Annotated in this window: 13 protein-coding genes; 9 read left to right on the top strand and 4 right to left on the bottom strand. The window is 61.9% G+C overall.

What is annotated here, in order from left to right:
* The gene (locus tag K7H22_RS06385) at positions 1-576 is read left to right on the top strand and encodes a PqiC family protein (RefSeq protein ID WP_230799896.1); all 576 of its coding nucleotides are present in this window, start codon (positions 1-3) and stop codon (positions 574-576) included.
* A 7-nt stretch (positions 577-583) separates the two neighbouring features.
* Here K7H22_RS06385 and K7H22_RS06380 read toward each other — a convergent pair whose 3' ends face one another.
* Together K7H22_RS06380 and K7H22_RS06375 are read right to left on the bottom strand one after the other, a co-directional pair.
* On the bottom strand, positions 584-2,881 hold the full coding sequence (locus K7H22_RS06380) for a penicillin acylase family protein (RefSeq protein ID WP_230799895.1): 2,298 nt from the start codon (positions 2,879-2,881) through the stop codon (positions 584-586).
* Between the two features lie 17 nt (positions 2,882-2,898).
* Entirely contained in the window at positions 2,899-3,708 is an 810-nt protein-coding gene (locus tag K7H22_RS06375) for an IclR family transcriptional regulator (protein ID WP_230799894.1), read from the bottom strand.
* Between the two features lie 168 nt (positions 3,709-3,876).
* Here K7H22_RS06375 and K7H22_RS06370 point away from each other — a divergent pair, with 168 nt between their 5' ends.
* The 8 genes from K7H22_RS06370 (at position 3,877) to K7H22_RS06335 (ending at position 13,951) form a co-directional block, all read left to right on the top strand.
* On the top strand, positions 3,877-5,412 hold the full coding sequence (locus K7H22_RS06370) for a M81 family metallopeptidase (RefSeq protein ID WP_230799893.1): 1,536 nt from the start codon (positions 3,877-3,879) through the stop codon (positions 5,410-5,412).
* 84 nt (positions 5,413-5,496) lie between these two features.
* Complete coding sequence (locus K7H22_RS06365) at positions 5,497-7,104, top strand: ABC transporter substrate-binding protein (protein ID WP_230799892.1); 1,608 nt, start codon at positions 5,497-5,499, stop codon at positions 7,102-7,104.
* Positions 7,105-7,222: 118 nt separating this feature from the next.
* Entirely contained in the window at positions 7,223-8,167 is a 945-nt protein-coding gene (locus K7H22_RS06360) for an ABC transporter permease (protein WP_230799891.1), read from the top strand.
* Positions 8,167-9,051: an ABC transporter permease gene (locus tag K7H22_RS06355; RefSeq protein ID WP_230799890.1), complete on the top strand. Its 885-nt coding sequence runs from the start codon at positions 8,167-8,169 to the stop codon at positions 9,049-9,051. Before K7H22_RS06360 ends, K7H22_RS06355 begins: the two co-directional genes overlap by 1 nt.
* A 4-nt stretch (positions 9,052-9,055) precedes the next feature.
* Positions 9,056-10,717, top strand: a complete 1,662-nt coding sequence (locus K7H22_RS06350) for an ABC transporter ATP-binding protein (RefSeq protein ID WP_230799889.1) — start codon at positions 9,056-9,058, stop codon at positions 10,715-10,717.
* A gap of 45 nt (positions 10,718-10,762) precedes the next feature.
* Positions 10,763-11,959 (top strand): M20 aminoacylase family protein, encoded by a 1,197-nt coding sequence (locus tag K7H22_RS06345; RefSeq protein WP_230799888.1) that lies wholly within the window; start codon positions 10,763-10,765, stop codon positions 11,957-11,959.
* Entirely contained in the window at positions 11,956-13,089 is a 1,134-nt protein-coding gene (locus K7H22_RS06340) for a M20/M25/M40 family metallo-hydrolase (RefSeq protein ID WP_230799887.1), read from the top strand. Before K7H22_RS06345 ends, K7H22_RS06340 begins: the two co-directional genes overlap by 4 nt.
* 205 nt (positions 13,090-13,294) lie before the next feature.
* Complete coding sequence (locus K7H22_RS06335) at positions 13,295-13,951, top strand: TetR/AcrR family transcriptional regulator (RefSeq protein WP_230799886.1); 657 nt, start codon at positions 13,295-13,297, stop codon at positions 13,949-13,951.
* On the opposite strand, the gene K7H22_RS06330 is transcribed toward K7H22_RS06335, so the two are convergent.
* Both K7H22_RS06330 and K7H22_RS06325 read right to left on the bottom strand, forming a co-directional pair.
* Positions 13,952-15,016 carry a hybrid-cluster NAD(P)-dependent oxidoreductase gene (locus tag K7H22_RS06330; protein ID WP_230799977.1) on the bottom strand — a complete coding sequence of 355 codons (1,065 nt, stop codon included), beginning with the start codon at positions 15,014-15,016 and terminating at the stop codon, positions 13,952-13,954.
* 14 nt (positions 15,017-15,030) lie between these two features.
* Positions 15,031-16,278: an aromatic ring-hydroxylating oxygenase subunit alpha gene (locus K7H22_RS06325; RefSeq protein WP_230799885.1), complete on the bottom strand. Its 1,248-nt coding sequence runs from the start codon at positions 16,276-16,278 to the stop codon at positions 15,031-15,033.
* Between the last annotated feature and the right edge of the window lie 4 nt (positions 16,279-16,282).

Below are 16,282 nucleotides of genomic sequence, written 5' to 3'. Positions count from 1 at the left end.
ATGAAAAACCGCTTGGCCCTGACCCCCACGATCACCCTTGCCATGACCCTTGCCCTTGCGGCCTGTGGTGACAACGCTGCGCGCTATCTGGTGGAACCCGCACCTACGGCGACGGCAGTCCCACTGCGCTTGCCCAGCCTTGAAGTGCGCGATGTCGTTCTGCCGGCCTATGCCGAGGGCACGCAGATCCTGCAACAGGATGCCAGCGGTGCCTTGCGCCCTGTGTCGGGGTCGGAATGGGCGGATGGTTCGGCGCGGGCTGTGACAGCGGCACTGGCGCGCAGCCTTGATCTGCAATCCACCGCTTCGGTTGCTGCGGAACCCTGGCCGTTGTCAGATTTCCCCGCCGGGCGTCTGGATGTGCGGATCGACAGGATCGTGGCGCGGGCAGACCAGACGTTCCAGATGTCAGGGCAATACGCAGTTGCCTCACCGGATGGGCGTATCCGTGAGTTGCTGGAGCGGTTCGATATCCGCGTGCCAATGGCCAGCGACAGCCCCGCCGCGATTGCTGCGGCACAGGGGCAGGCAATCGACCAATTGGCAGGCCAGATCGTGCAGCGCCTGCGGCGTTGATCGCGGTTCAGGCGGGCAGAAGCGTGATTGTCTGGACTGTTGCTTCCGCCACTGCTGCCTCGGAATAGGCCAGCGGCACATAGTCTCCTGCGGCCCATAGTGGCGCAAGATCGGCCAGATGCGGGCTGTCGTGCATCCCAGATTGGCCGGGTGCGTTGATCCACAGGCTGTTATCCCAAGCCCCTACGTCGATCACCATCCGGACGCTGGCCCCGATCCGGACACGGTAGTCCGACGCCTCATGGTGCGCCAGCATGATCGAGGTATTGCCGCCACCCTTGGGCCAAGGCCCAAGATCGAAACTTTCGCCCAGTGGCGTCAGGGCATGGTCAAACCAGCCGTGATGCAGATCACCCCAGCGCCATGCTGTCGGATCGTTGCCAAGACGCTCTGTCACATCCGCCAAAGCTGCCGCCAGAGTCTCGCGCATCAAGGCGTCGCGCATGGCAGGCCGGTCCAGTCCTGCACGGGTGGCGAGCTTGGGGTGTTGGCCTTCCAGCAGTTCGGTGACGACCGGGATGTTTCCGGGCATGAGGTAGCGCCGCAACTCCTGATCGGGGGCTACAAGCGCGAGCAATGCGGGGCGCAGATGCGAGGACAGCCAGACCTCGTAAAGCAGGGCGGGAGCCGATGCCGCGTCGGACCGCCCGTCCCACAGGGCCAGCAGATCGCGCCCGGCCGCATCCTGCGGGATCATCGCGATCAACCGTGCGGCGAAGGGCGATCCTGTGTCGGTTTGCAACGCGGTAGAGGATGTCAGATCGTGATCGTCCCGCGCGGCCAAAGTATCCGCGATCCGCGCGGCGCGTAGGTCCTCGAACCATTCATGGCCGATGGCGGGGCCGTGCTGCGCCTCCGGCGGCAGGTTCATCTCGTTGGCGGAATGGACATAGCCTTGCGCGGGATTGTCCAGGCGGGGCAGGGCACTGGCGGCCATGAACCCGTCCCATTCGAACCGCCCGTCGCCGGCGACCGGCACCAGTCCGCGCCAGCCGGTGCGGCGTGGCACATAGCCCGCAGCCTGCCAACCAACGCCGCCATCCGTATCGGCATAGACCAGATTGACCGAAGGCGCGCCCCAGCTTTCAACGGCGGCCTTGAACCCGTCCCAGCTTGTGGCGCGCATGGATTTCAGGCTGGCCATATAGGGCGCGGTGCCCGCCTGCGTGAAGACCGTCTGCAGGGCCAGTGCGCGACCTTCCTCTTGCCAGACGACAGGTCCGTGACGGGTGAAATGCAGGTCGAACCGCTGGTCGGGATGGCCTTTGACGGCAAAGACCTCTTTGATCACCTGCATATCTTCCCATCCCGCGCCATAGCGGTAGCGGTCTGCGTCGGTCTCGTAGACCATTACGTCTTCCTGATCGGCGCAAAAGATGGTCAGGCTGAAGGCTGCATGGCCGTTATGCCCCGCCATGATGCCGGGGGATGAAGGCTCGCCCGCGCCGATCAGGTCGATGCCGGGGGCGGTCAGATGCACCATATAGCGCAGGGAAGGTGCCGCATGGGCGCGGTGCGGGTCGCTGGCCATGATGGCGCGGCCTGTTGCGGTGCGGCTGCCTGCGACGACCCAGTTGTTCGACCCCTCGACCGATGGCGCCTGCACCACAGTCTTGCGCGGATCGACGCGCGACCAGCGCGGGGCCTCCTCCAGCCCTGCGGCCAGTCGGTCGGCCGAAAACGTTACCGGCGCGGTAGCCAGTTCGAACACCGCCAATGCATGTGCGGGCAGGCCCGCGCCTGCATTCACCGCCCATTCGCCTGCATCGACAGGCGGGTTGAGTGGTGCGCGCAGCAGATCAACATCCGGATCGGCCAGCGCCAGCACCTGCGCGCGAGCCAGTTCCGATCCGGCATTGCGCGTCAGGCAATGGGTGCGGATACGCACCACATCCTCGGTCAGCCAATGCGCGGGCTTTGTGCCCAGAACGGCGAATTCCTGCGGCATGGGCATTTGGCCCGCCAGAACCTGATCCACGCCTGCATTGATCCCTGCCGCAAAGGCCGTGCAGATCGCTTCCGCATCATCACCGTAAGCGGCCCATTCCGGTGCCATATCGCCGCGGTACAGGAACAGCCGCGCCGCGCGGTCCTGCATCAGGTAGCCCGGGCCGAAATCGGCGGCCAGCAGGCCCAGGCCACGCTTGCGCCACAGATCAATCTGCCACAGCCGGTCCCGCGCCGCGTTGAAGCCTTGGGCAAAGAACAGATCCTCCAGCCCTTGCGCCTTGATGTGCGGCAGGCCCCAGCGGTCCAGGCGGATCGTGACCGGGGCGGCGAGGCCATGCAGGCGGTGGGTGGTCATAACTCTCTCCGATCAGGTCATATATGGCTGATGGCGCGTGCCGCTTCCAGTGCAAGAGGAGCGACGCGGGTGCTGAAATCCTGCGCTGTCCATTCCGACAATGACCCAGCGACATGGATCGCCGCGACGGGGCGACCTTGCGGGCCGGTGACGGCCACGCCGATCGCCACCTCGCCCAGCAGGATTTGTTCGACCGCGATACTATAGCCGCGCGCGCGGGTCGCTGCGACCTCCTCCATGATATGGTCGGGATCTGTCAGGGTGCGCGGCGTGAACGGCATCCTGTCCGAGGCTTTAACGATTGCACTGGCCTCCTCCTCGGACAGGCGCGCCATGATCGCCCAGCCACCGGAGGAGCAAAATGTCGGCACGCTATGACCCACCAGCGTGGCATAGAATGTCTCGCGCTTGCTTTGCATTCGCGCGGCATAGACCACGCGTTGACCGTCAAAAAGCGACAGGTCCACCCGTTCGCGCACATTACGGCGCAGTTCCAGAATCACCGGCGTTGCCCGCTGGATCAACGGATCCATCCGCAGAAAATCCAGCGTGTGATCCAGAATGCGGATACCCGGCAAATAGCCGCGATCCTCGGCATCGCGACGGATATAGCCAAGGCTGCGCAATGTATGAACGATTCGCTGTGCCGCACTTCGGTCAATCCCCGCGCCCTGTGCAATATCGGCCAGTGACAGAGGGCGGTCGGCATGGTGGAACGCAGCCAGCACCTGCATGGCGCGGGCGATGGAATTCGTGAAAAGCGGGTCCGCGCGCTGTTCATCGCTTAAATAACGGACACCGGATTCCGCGCGCAGGGTGTTTCTCATCATCGCTCCATCAAGGCCGTTGACTTAGGGGCAGCGCCACCTCTAGGCTTAGATTACGATGCAAGTGTATCGCATTGCAATACACACAATCAGGCGGGTTTCGCTTTTTTCTGTCCAGCGAACAGGTGATGGGCGATTTGCGATGAGGGACGGGGGCCAAGTCCAGGAATGACCAGACGTGTGGCGCTTGCAGGATTTCTGCATGAAACCAATACTTTCGCGCCAAGCCTCGCGGATATGTCCAGCTTTGTTCAGGGCGGTGGCTATATGCCCATGGCGCGCGGCGCAGCCCTGATGGAGGCGGGACGTGGAATCAATCTGGGAATCGGCGGCGCGGTCGAGCATGGCGAGGCGGCGGGCTGGAACCTTCAGCCGATCCTGTGGTGCGGCGCTATTCCTTCGGCCCATGTGTCGCAAAGTGCCTATAATTTAATCGCCGACGAGATCGTGGCGGGTATCACGGCGGCCTTGCCGCTGGACGGTGTTTTTCTGGACCTGCACGGCGCGATGGTGGCCGAGCACGAGGATGATGGCGAGGGTGCGTTGATCGCGCGTGTGCGTGCTGCGGTCGGCCCCGATGTGCCGATCGCGGTGGCGCTGGACCTGCACGGCAATATCACCGCGCAGATGGTTGATGCCGCCGATGTGCTGGTGGGCTTTCGTACCTATCCGCATGTGGACATGGCCGAAACAGGCCGCCGCGCGGCGGTGCAGCTTGATGCGCTGATGGTGCGCGGCGCGCCTTTTGCCAAGGCGTTCCGGCGGCTGGATTTCCTGATCCCCATTGCGTGGCAAAGCACAGTGATGGAGCCGGCGGCAGGCATATACGACCGGATGGCCGCACTTGAAGGCGGCGATCTGGCCTCGGTGTCTTTCTTTCCGGGCTTTCCAGCCGCTGATTTCGCCGGATGCGGGCCGACGGTTGTCGCTTATGGTGCGACACAGACTGCCGCTGATGCGGCTGCCGATAGGGTTGCTGGCGATGTAAACCGCGCCGAGCCTGCCTTTGCGGGCAAGGCGTTCGATCCCGATGCAGGCGTGGCCGAGGCGATCCGCATCGCCGCCACCGCCACAAAGCCCGTGGTGATCGCAGACACGCAGGACAATCCTGGTGCGGGCGGAGACAGCAACACCACTGGCATGTTGCGCGCGCTTGTTCGTGCCGATGCCCAGCGCGCGGCCATTGGCATCATCGTCGATCCTGCCGCGGCCAAAGCCGCGCATGCGGCGGGGCAGGGCGCCGAGATCGACATCGCGCTGGGCGGTTTTTCGAATATTCCCGGCGACAGCCCGTTTCAGGCTCGCTTCACGGTCGAGACCCTTTCGGATGGCAAATTCATCGCTTCCGGTCCGTTCTACGGAGGCGCACCGCTGGACCTTGGCGCGTCCGCTTGTCTGCGTATCGGTGATGTGCGGATTGTGGTATCAACCCATAAGGCACAAATGGCGGATCAGCAGATGTATCGCTTTGTGGGTATCGAACCGACCACGCAAGCGATCCTTGTAAACAAAAGCTCGGTCCACTTTCGCGCGGATTTTCAGCCGATTGCTGAAACAATCCTCGTCTGCACGGCACCTGGCCCGATGCCGATCAGTCCGGCTCGTCTGGCATGGACAAGTCTTGCACCCGGCATGAAGCTTGAACCGATGGGCGTGCGCTGGATGCCCGCCAAGACGTCTGAACCCAGTCTTGAGGAGAGCTGACCCATTTCCTTTACCGCCCGTGTACCTGCCACAGAAAGCGGGGCACATGACCACCAACCCGAACTGCAACAGAGAGAGATGACCATGACTTTACAAAGTTTCCGTTCAAAGGGCGCGTCCCGCGTTCGCAACCTGATGGCGGGGGCCCTGATGGCCTCGACCGCGTTGGCCGGTTCCGCCGCATGGGCCGAAACCACGATCACAGCCGTGATGCATTCGGGCCTGCGCGTTCTGGACCCGATCATTACCACCGCGCATATCACCCGTAACCATGCCTACATGATCTATGACGTGCTGGTAGCTGTTGACGGCAATTTCGCACCTCAGCCGCAGATGGCCGAATGGTCCGTGTCCGAGGATGGCAAGGTCTATACTTTCACCCTGCGTGACGGTCTGATGTTCCATGACGGCACACCGGTGACGATGGCCGATGCCGAAGCCTCGCTCAAGCGCTGGGCCGAGAAGGATTCGGGCGGCCAGATCATCATGGACCGCACAGAAAGCCTGACTGCAACGGATGACAAGACACTGGTCTGGACACTGACCGAACCCTTCGCGCCATTGCTGGACACGATCGGCAAGCAATCGGCCCTGCCGCCCTTTATCATGCCCGCGCGCATTGCTGCCACGCCGACAGATACCGCGATCACCGAGCATGTCGGATCGGGCCCGTTCAAATTCGTCGAGGCTGAATTCCAGCCCGGCGTCAGCGTAACCTATGTCAAGAACGAGGACTATGTTCCACGTGACGAGCCTGCGGACAACATGGCTGGCGGCAAGGTCGTGCATGTCGACAAGGTTGTTTGGTCCACGATGCCTGACGCCTCGACCGCGATCAACGCGCTGCTGGGAGACGAGATCGACTATATCGAATCCGTGCAGGTCGATCTTTTGCCGCTGCTGGAAGGTGACCCTGATGTCATCAACGAAAAACGCGAGCCGCTGGGCTACCAAACCATTGGCCGGATGAACTTCAAACATGCGCCCTTCGATAATGTGAAGGTGCGTCAGGCCGCGATGATGGCCCTTGACCAGCAGGCGATCCTGTCGGCGCTGGTGGGCAACCCCGACTACTACGAAATCTGCGGTGCGATCTTCGGTTGCGGCACGCCACTGGCCGATACAACCGGTTCGGACAGCCTGACCTCGGGCGGCGATCTGGAAGCTGCCAAGGCTTTGCTGGCTGAATCCGGCTATGACGGTACGCCGATCGTCCTGATGGCCCCCACCGATGTTGTGGCGCTTGCCGCGCAGCCGGTTGTCGCCTCGCAGGCGCTGCGGAACGCGGGCTTCAACGTCGATATGCAGCCGATGGACTGGCAGACCCTTGTGACCCGTCGCGCCAGCCAGAACGCCCCTGCCGATGGTGGCTGGAACATGTTCTTCACCAACTGGCTGGTGCCGGAAATCTCCAGCCCGCTGGTCTCGCCGATGCTGAACGGTCGCGGCGACGGTGCATGGTTCGGCTGGCCCGAAGATGAGAAGATCGAGGAACTGAAAGCCGCGTTCATTGCCGCCTCTTCCCTTGAAGAACAGCAGAAGGTCGCAGCCGAGATTCAGGCCCATAACATGGAGCAGGTTCTTTACGTTCCCGTGGGGCAATATGCGCTGCCGCAGGCGCGCCGGTCGAATATCGTCGATATGCTGCCCTCGCCGGTGCCGGTCTTCTGGAACGTCAAGAAAGAAGAGTGATCCTTCTCTGACATGCTCCGGCGCGTGCCTTGCGCGCGCCGGATGCTTCCGTCGGGCGGTTGCAAATACCCCGCTGCCCGTCCCTTGCTGAATTTCCCGCCGAAAGGGTCTGCTTCCGATGCTGGGCTATCTCATCCGACGCGTTCTGGCGATCATCCCGGTGATGCTGATCGTTGCGATCTTCGTGTTCCTGTTGCTGCGACTGACACCGGGCGATCCGGCGGCCATCATCGCAGGCGACATGGCTACCCCCGAACAGCTTGAGCGTATCCGCGAGGCGATGGGCCTGAACCAGCCGATCCATACGCAGTTCATCTCATGGATGGGCCGCCTTTTGCAGGGCGATCTGGGCACCTCGCTGATTTCCGGCACGCCCGTGATTACGATGGTGGGGCAACGTATGTTCCCGACGATCAATATCGCCCTTCTGACCATTGTGATTGCCGTGGCCATTGCTGTGCCCATGGGCGTGCTGGCTGCATGGCGTCACCGGTCCTGGGTGGATTATGCGGTGATGAGCTTTTCCGTCATGGGCTTTTCCGTGCCTGTCTTCGTGATCGGTTATATCTTCATCCTCGTCTTTTCGATCACGTTGGGCTGGTTGCCGGTGCAAGGCTATGCGGCTCCCGCCGAAAAGGGTTTCGGAGAGTTTCTCTATCGCGGCATCCTGCCTGCGCTGACGCTGGCGACGATCTACATCGCGCTGATCGCGCGCATGACCCGCGCCTCGATGCTGGAAGTGCTGGGCGAGGATTACATCCGCACCGCCCGCGCCAAGGGCGTCAAGGAAAGCCGTGTGCTGTTCCGCCATGCGTTGCGGAATGCGGCCGTGCCGATCCTGACCGTCATCGGTACCGGTTTCGCGCTGCTGATCTCGGGCGTTGTTGTGACGGAGAGTGTGTTCAACATCCCCGGCATAGGCCGTCTGACCGTCGATGCCATTCTGGCGCGCGACTATCCGGTCATTCAGGCGATGATCCTGATCACAAGCGCGACCTATGTGGTTGTGAACCTGATCATCGACATCTCCTACACGATTTTTGACCCGAGGATCCGTTACTGATGTCGTATTCCGCTCCCCCCGCCTCGGCCATGCAATCGGTGTTGCGCCTGTTCTCGATCCCGTCATTGGCCAAGCTCGGGGTTGGTCCGCTGATCGCCGCTGCCGTGCTGGTGATGATCGTGATCGTCACGCTTCTGTCGCCATGGCTGGCGCCGTTCGATCCGCTGGAAATGAACCCGATGAACCGTCTGCAAGGGCCAAGCGAAGAGCACTTTCTGGGCACCGACCCGTTCGGGCGCGACATCTATTCGCGTGTCCTGATCGGTGGGCGGGTCTCCTTGCTTATCGGCATCGGTGCGGCGGTCGTGTCGGTGCTGATCGGGTTGGTGATCGGCCTGATCGCCGGCTTTTTCCGCTTGGCTGATACGTTGATCATGCGGGTGATGGACAGCCTTATGGCGATCCCGTCGATCCTGCTGGCCATTGCACTGGTGGCGCTGAACGGGCCGTCGATCACATCGGTGATCATGGCCATTACCATTCCCGAAATCCCGCGTGTCGTGCGTCTGGTGCGGTCCGTCGTGCTGACCGCGCGCGAGGAACCCTATGTCGAGGCGGCAATCGCGCTTGGTTCGTCCATGCCCAAGATCCTGTTCCAGCATCTGATGCCGAACACGATGGCACCACTGATCGTGCAGGGCACCTATATCCTTGCATCGGCCATTCTGACCGAGGCGATCCTGTCCTTCCTTGGCGCGGGCGTTTCGACCGAGATCCCGACATGGGGGAATATTATGGCCGAGGGGCGGCAATATTTCCGCGTGAAACCCGAACTGATCCTCTGGCCCGGCCTGATGCTGTCGATGTGCATCCTGACGATCAACCTGCTGGGCGATACCGCGCGCGATCTGCTGGACCCGCGCCTCAAGAAACGGGGGGAATAGGCCGATGCTGTTCAAGACGCGCAATTTCGATACTGCGAAAACCATCCTGACGGTCGAGAATCTGACCGTCAGCCTGCCCCCCGCGGCAAAGGCCCCGCCAGTATTGAACCGCATCAGCCTGACCATCCGTCAGGGCGAGACGGTTTGCCTTGTGGGCGAGTCCGGTTCGGGCAAATCCGTGACCTCGCTGGCGATCATGGGGCTTTTGCCCAAGGACGCGCTGTTTGTGACCGGCGGCAGGATCACCCTGTCCGGCACCGATTTGCTGTCGCAGAGCCAGAACGCGATGCAGGATATCCGCGCGCGCCGTGTCGCGATGATCTTTCAGGAACCGATGACCGCGCTGAACCCCGTGATGCGCGTGGGCGACCAGATCGAAGAAGTGCTGGAAAGCCATACCAGCATGTCCGCGCATGAGCGGCGGCAACGCGTGATCGACATCATGAAGGACGTGCATTTGCCCGATGTCGAACGCATCCACCGCAGTTACCCGCACCAGTTATCAGGCGGGCAGCGTCAGCGCATCATGATCGCAATGGCGCTTGTGCTTGAGCCGGAACTGCTGATCGCGGACGAGCCGACAACAGCGCTGGATGTGACCACACAGCAGCAGATCCTGTCGCTGATCGCCGAGTTGCAGGAGAAACACGGCACAGCCGTGCTGTTCATCACCCACGATATGGGCGTCGTCGCCGAGATTGCCGATACCGTCTATGTGATGAAATCAGGCGATCTGGTGGAAAACGCGCCGATCGAGACGCTGCTACGCGCGCCCAAGCAGGACTATACACAGAAGCTTTTGCGCGCGGTCCCCAGCCTGGTGCCTCGCGCGGCGCGACCCGTTCCGGGGGGTGATCCGGTGCTGCGGGTCGAGAGCCTTGATATGATCTATGGCGGGGGTGGTTTCTTCGTGAAACGTCCGGGCACCCATGCGGCCAAGGATGTGACCTTCGACGTGGCGCGCGGTCGCACATTGGGCATCGTGGGGGAATCCGGCTCGGGCAAATCGACTGTAGCGCGCTGCATCATGCGGCTGATCGCGCCGACTTCGGGTGCGATCCATCTGCGCGATACCGATATCGCGCATCTGTCGCGCGCGCAGCTCAAGCCGCATCGCCAGCATTTGCAGGTTGTGTTTCAGGACCCTTTCCGTTCGCTCAACCCGCGCTGGACGGTCGGGCGCAGTCTGATCGAGGGGCCTGTGAACTATGGCACCTCGGCCCGCGATGCGATGGCCCGCGCGGCTGAACTGATGGGGATCGTGGGCCTGCCGCGCGACAGCCTCGATCGCTATCCGCACCAGTTTTCCGGCGGCCAGCGCCAGCGTATTGCGATTGCACGGGCCGTGATGATGCAGCCCGATGTGCTTGTCGCCGACGAGGCCGTGTCGGCGCTGGACGTGTCGGTGCAGGCGCAGGTGCTGGAACTGCTGGACGATTTGCAGGAAAAGCTGGGTATCACCATCGTTTTCATCACCCATGACCTGCGTGTTGCGGCCCAGATTTGCGACGATGTGATCGTCATGCAGCGCGGCGTTGTCGTAGAGCAGGGACCTGCTGCAGCCGTTCTGGCCGATCCGCAGCATGAATATACCAGATCCCTGATCGAAGCGGCCCCCGGCCGCGCATGGGATTTTGCCAATTTCAGGGAACTGGGCGCTGCCTGATCCCATCCAAACATAGACCCCAATGTGAATACCGAGGAGAGAGACATGAATATTCTGCCCGTGATCGAGGCCAGCACGGAGGAGCTGACAGCGATTTTCAAAGACTTGCACGCCCATCCCGAAATCGGGCTGGAAGAGCAGCGCACAGCCGCCATCGTGGCAGATAAACTGCGTAGCTACGGTGTCGATGAGGTCCACACAGGTATCGGCATCACCGGCGTCGTTGGCATCATCTACGGGCGCGGTGGCAAGGATGCGGGCGGCAAACGCGTGGGTCTGCGTGCCGATATGGACGCGCTGCCGATCCACGAGCAGACGAACCTGCCCTATTCCTCGACCAATGCAGGGAAAATGCACGCTTGCGGCCATGACAGCCACACCACGATGCTGCTGGGGGCGGCCAAACATCTGGCCGCCACGCGTGATTTCGACGGCACCGCCGTGATGATCTTCCAACCCGCAGAGGAAGGGCTGGGCGGTGCGCGCGGCATGCTGGCCGATGGCCTGTTTGACCGCTTTCCCTGTGACGAGGTTTACGGGATGCACAATTCACCCAATGGCCAGCCGGGCACCGTCGGTATCTGCAAGGGCCGCGCGATGGCGGGGGCCGCGTTTTTCGACATTACCGTCACGGGCAAGGGCAGCCACGCGGCCATGCCCCAGCAATCGCGCGATGCGTTGGTGACGGCCACAGCGCTGGTCGGCCAGTTGCAGACCATCGTCAGCCGCAACGTCGCACCTTTGGACACCTGCGTGCTGTCGGTCACGCAGATCCATGCCGGTTCGGCCTATAACGTGATCCCCGAAACCGCGCAGATCTGTGGCACGATCCGCTATTTCAAGGACGAGGTCTATGCCATCGCGGAAACCCGCATGAAGGAAATCTGCGCTGGTTTCGGCACCGCCTACGGGGCCGAGATCAAGGTCGATCTGCGGAATGTCTTTGACGTTCTGATGAACGATGACGATCTGTCAGACGCCTATATGGACGCGGCCCGCGATATCGTGGGCGAGGAGATGATCAGCCGCAATGACGAACCCGCAACAGGGTCCGAGGATTTTGCCGATATGCTGAAAGTCGTGCCCGGTGCCTATTGCCGTGTCGGCCATACCGGCAATGTGCCGCTGCACAATCCCGGTTTCGTGCTGGGCACCGAGGTGTTGCCGGTGGGCGCATCCATCATGGCGCGGATCGTCGAACGCCGCCTTTCTGCCGATACCTTGGCGGAGGCCGCTGCATGAACCCTCTGGATTTGCCTTTCGACGCCGATGATATGGTTGAACGTCTGCGCCCGTGGATCGAATGCGAAAGCCCGACCTATGACGCCGATGCCGTGAACCGGATGATGGATCTGGCCGCCTATGACTTGACCGTCGCGGGCGCGGTCGTGGAGCGTATTCCCGGCCGCATGGGTTTTGGCGGTTCGGTTCGCGCGCGGTTTCCGCATCCCGATTTTGGCAAGTCGGGCATTCTGATTGCGGGCCATATGGATACGGTCCATCCGGTCGGCACCTTGGAAAAGCTGCCCTTCAAACGCGAGGGTGATATCTGTTACGGCCCCGGCATCATGGATATGAAGGGCGGGAATTTTGTCTCGCTGGAGGCGATCAGGGAACTGGCCAAGGCAGGGATGCGGACACCTCTGCCCGTCACGGTCCTGTTCACACCGGATGAAGAGGTGGGCACCCCTTCGACCCGCGATCTGATCGAGGCGGAAGCGGCCAAGAACAAATACGTCCTTGTCCCCGAACCCGCCAAGCAGGACGGTGGCGCTGTGATCGGTCGCTATGCCATCGCGCGCTTCAACCTGCGCACTGTGGGCCGCCCCAGCCACGCCGGTTGGGCGCTGGCGGACGGGCGGTCCGCGATTGCCGCCATGGCGAAGAAAATCCTTGAGATCGAGGCGATGACCAGCGATGACTGCACCTTCTCGGTCGGGGTGATCCATGCGGGTCAATGGGTGAACTGTGTGTCGTCCAGTTGCGACGCGCAGGCCTTGACCATGGCCAAGACGCAGGAAGACCTTGATCGCGGTGTGGCCGCGATGATGGCGCTGCAGGGCGAGGAAAACGGTGTGATATTCGAGGTCACGCGCGGCGTGACGCGACCGGTCTGGGAGCCGGACCAACCGGGCACGATGGAGATGTTCGCGGTTGCCAAGGATATCTGTGCAGAGTTGGGCTTCGAACTGACAGGCGCCAGTTCCGGCGGCGGGTCGGATGGCAATTTCACCGGCTTCATGGGCATCCCCACGCTCGATTCCATCGGCGTGCGGGGCAAGGGGCTACATACCCTCGGCGAACATATCGAGGTCTCCAGCCTGCCGGAGCGCGCCAAGTTGACAGCGGCTCTGCTGATGCGGTTGGTCTAGCCGGAAATCGCCGCCCGGGATGGGTGGCGCTGCCTCCCCGGGCGGGCTCTTTTGCAACCTCGCGGCACCTGTCACCGAAGAATGTTTGCTGCGCGTTAAACAGCTACTTTCGCAGCGTGCACTGCTCAAACGCGGTCAGGCGCTGCGGGCGACTGCTTACCGGAACATGATTGCGACACTCAACCGCCCTTGCTAGACAGATGCTATGAGCACGCAATCACCCCAAAAGAAAAGCGGCTGGCGCGGGTCCGAGGAACTGTGGCTGAACGCGGCCTATGATCTGCTCATTGAGAAAGGGGTGGATGCGGTCAAGGTGCAGCCGTTGGCGCAAAATCTGGGGCTGTCGCGCACCAGTTTCTACGGACATTTCGACAGCCGCGAGGCTTTGCTTGAGGCCCTTGTCGGCCGCTGGCGTGATAAAAATACCGGCAACCTGATCCGCCAGACGCAGGCCTATGCCGAGACCATCACAGAGGCGGTTCTCAATATCTTCGACTGCTGGCTGCGCCCCGATCTGTTCGATGCGCGACTGGACCACGCGATCCGAAACTGGGCCTTGGGCGATCCTGCCTTGCGCGCCATACTGGAGCACACGGATTCAGACCGTATCGACGCGATTGCCGCGATGTTCGAACGCTTCGGCCATGCCCCGCATGATGCCCGTATCCGGGCCTTCACGATCTATTACACGCAGGTCGGCTATGTCTCGATGATGGTGCAGGAGGACACGCAGGTCCGTGTCGACCGCATGCCCACCTATATCGAGGTGTTTACCGGCAAGCCGCCATCCGAATCCGAGGTCGAGCGTTTCCGCGCCCGCCATCTGCCGCGCCCCGCTGTCAGGCACGGCAAACAGGGCTGATTACGCCTCGACCTCGACCTTGCCGATGGGGTGCGAACAACAAGCGAGGATATAGCCCTCGGTCACATCATCCTCGCTGATACCGCCGTTATGCACCATATGCACCTCGCCCGAGATCTTGCGGATCTTGCAGGTGCCGCAAATCCCGAACTGGCAGCCCGACGGGATGTTCAGCCCAGCACCGCGTGCGACGTTCAGCACCGTATCGGTTTGTGAGCAGCGCGCGGACAGGCCCGAGGCGGCAAAAATCATCTCGGCGCCCACATCCTCTTGCGGGATCACGTCGTCGAACTCGGTCAATTCGGCCTTGGTCTCGGCAGGCGCGTGGAAGCTTTCCTGATGATAGCGGCTCATGTCGAAGCCAAGCGCGTTCAGCATATCGCGCACGGATTGCATGAAACTGTCGGGCCCGCAGCAATAGACGTCCCGCTCAAGGTAATCGGGCGCCATCAGGCCCAGCATCAACTGGTTGAACCGCCCGCGATAGCCGGTCCAGACCTCGTATGGGTCTTCGACACTCACGACAAAATGCAGCTTCAATCCGCGCACGCGACTGGCCATGTATTCCAGCTTGCGCCTGAAGATCAACTCGGCCGGCCTGTGCGCGCATTGGATAAAGGTCATGTCCGGGTCTTCGCCGCGTTCAAACAAGGTCGCGGCCATCGACATCATCGGCGTCACGCCGGAACCCGCCGAAATGAAGAGGTATTTCCCGTCCGGCTGTGGCGGCAGGTGGAACAGGCCGGATGGACCATAGGCCTTGATCCGCATGCCGGGTTGCAGGTTCTCCATCATCCAGCGCCCTGCCACACTATCCGGTCCCGGCTTGATGGTGATGGACACATAGGCGTTCACCACCGGACTGCTGGAGATCGTATAGGTCCGCTGCACATTCCCGCCGGGCAAGGGCAAGTCCAGCGTCAGGAACTGCCCCGCGCGATAGACGAAAGTGGCCCCTGAAGGCGGACGGAACACGAATGTCCGCACGCCGGGGGTCTCGGGCACCACGGCCACGCATTCCAGCGGTTCGCTATCCTGCCAGACGGGCGTATCGGCACGGGGCATCGGGATCATGCTGCTTACTCCGCCGCGATGTTTGTTGCAGGGCGGGCAGGGCCGGTCAGTCGCCGTTCCAGCGTATTGGCATACCAGTCGACAAACTGGATTACGCCGCTTTCCTGCCGGACAGAATAAGGGCCGGGCAGATAGGCGGGCGAAAGGATGCCTTTCTGGTTTTCCTCGACGATGGCGCGGTCTTCGTCATTGGTGTGAATCCAGACCTCGGTCAGACGGTTCAGATCGTAATCCACCCCTTCCACCGCATCCTTGTGGACCAGCCAAGTGGTTGTGACCTGCGTTTCGGTCACAGAAACCGGCATGATGCGGAACAGAAGGACCTGATCCGACAGGAAATGGTTCCATGTGTTGGGATAGTGGAAAAACAGACAGGACCCTGCATTGTCGAAGGGCACTTCGCCCACGCGCCGCGCGGCAGCGGCCTTGCCATCCATTGTATAACTGACAGCCGCGCCAAGGAACGGGATACGCACCAGCCGCCATTGATCGTCAGGATCGGCCACATAGCGCGAGGGCAGACCTGCGGCCTCGCAACGCTCGACATGAGCCAGACCTGCGGGAGATGACATGCTGTCCTCGGCCCCGACCAGATCGGGATCATCGTTGAACGTGCGGCAGAGCGACGGGTGAGAGCCCGAACAATGATAGCACTCGCGGTTATTCTCCATCACCAGTTTCCAGTTGGCCTGTTCGGTGATGGTGCTTTGGTGTGCCACCTTCAACTGGCTCAGGTCATGGGGCGTGATGTAGCGGGCCATCTGCGCCGCGACGGGTGCGAAATCGGGGGCGTCCCCGGCCAGACAGACGAAAACCATGCCTGCGGCCTCGGTGCAATGCACGCCCCGCAGCCCGTGATCCTGCGGCTTGAAATCCGGTCCCATGTCGCGTGCATACAGAAGTTTGCCGTCCAGTTCGTAGGTCCACTGGTGATAGGGACAGACCAGTTTCGGCGCATTGCCCTTCTCGGTTGCACAGATGCGGCTGCCACGGTGTCGGCAGGCATTGTGGAACGCGCGGATTACACCGTCCGCGCCGCGCACGATGATGATCGCATATTCCCCGATCTGGAGCGAGACATAGGAGCCGGTTTTCGGCACCTCGACTGCCGCAATCGCGAACAGCCAGTCGCGATACCATATATTTTCCATATCCGCCGCGAAGACCTGCGGATCGGTATAAAAGGGGCGCGGCAGGGAATGGGCAGGCTTGCGCGCGGCCAAAAGGGTTTGAAGTTGTGAATCGTCAAGCATGACT

Source organism: Seohaeicola saemankumensis (assembly GCF_021021435.1).
Classification (GTDB): Bacteria; Pseudomonadota; Alphaproteobacteria; order Rhodobacterales; family Rhodobacteraceae; genus Seohaeicola.
Note: the sequence above shows the minus strand (reverse complement) of the source record. Positions and strands in the feature narration are given on the sequence as shown.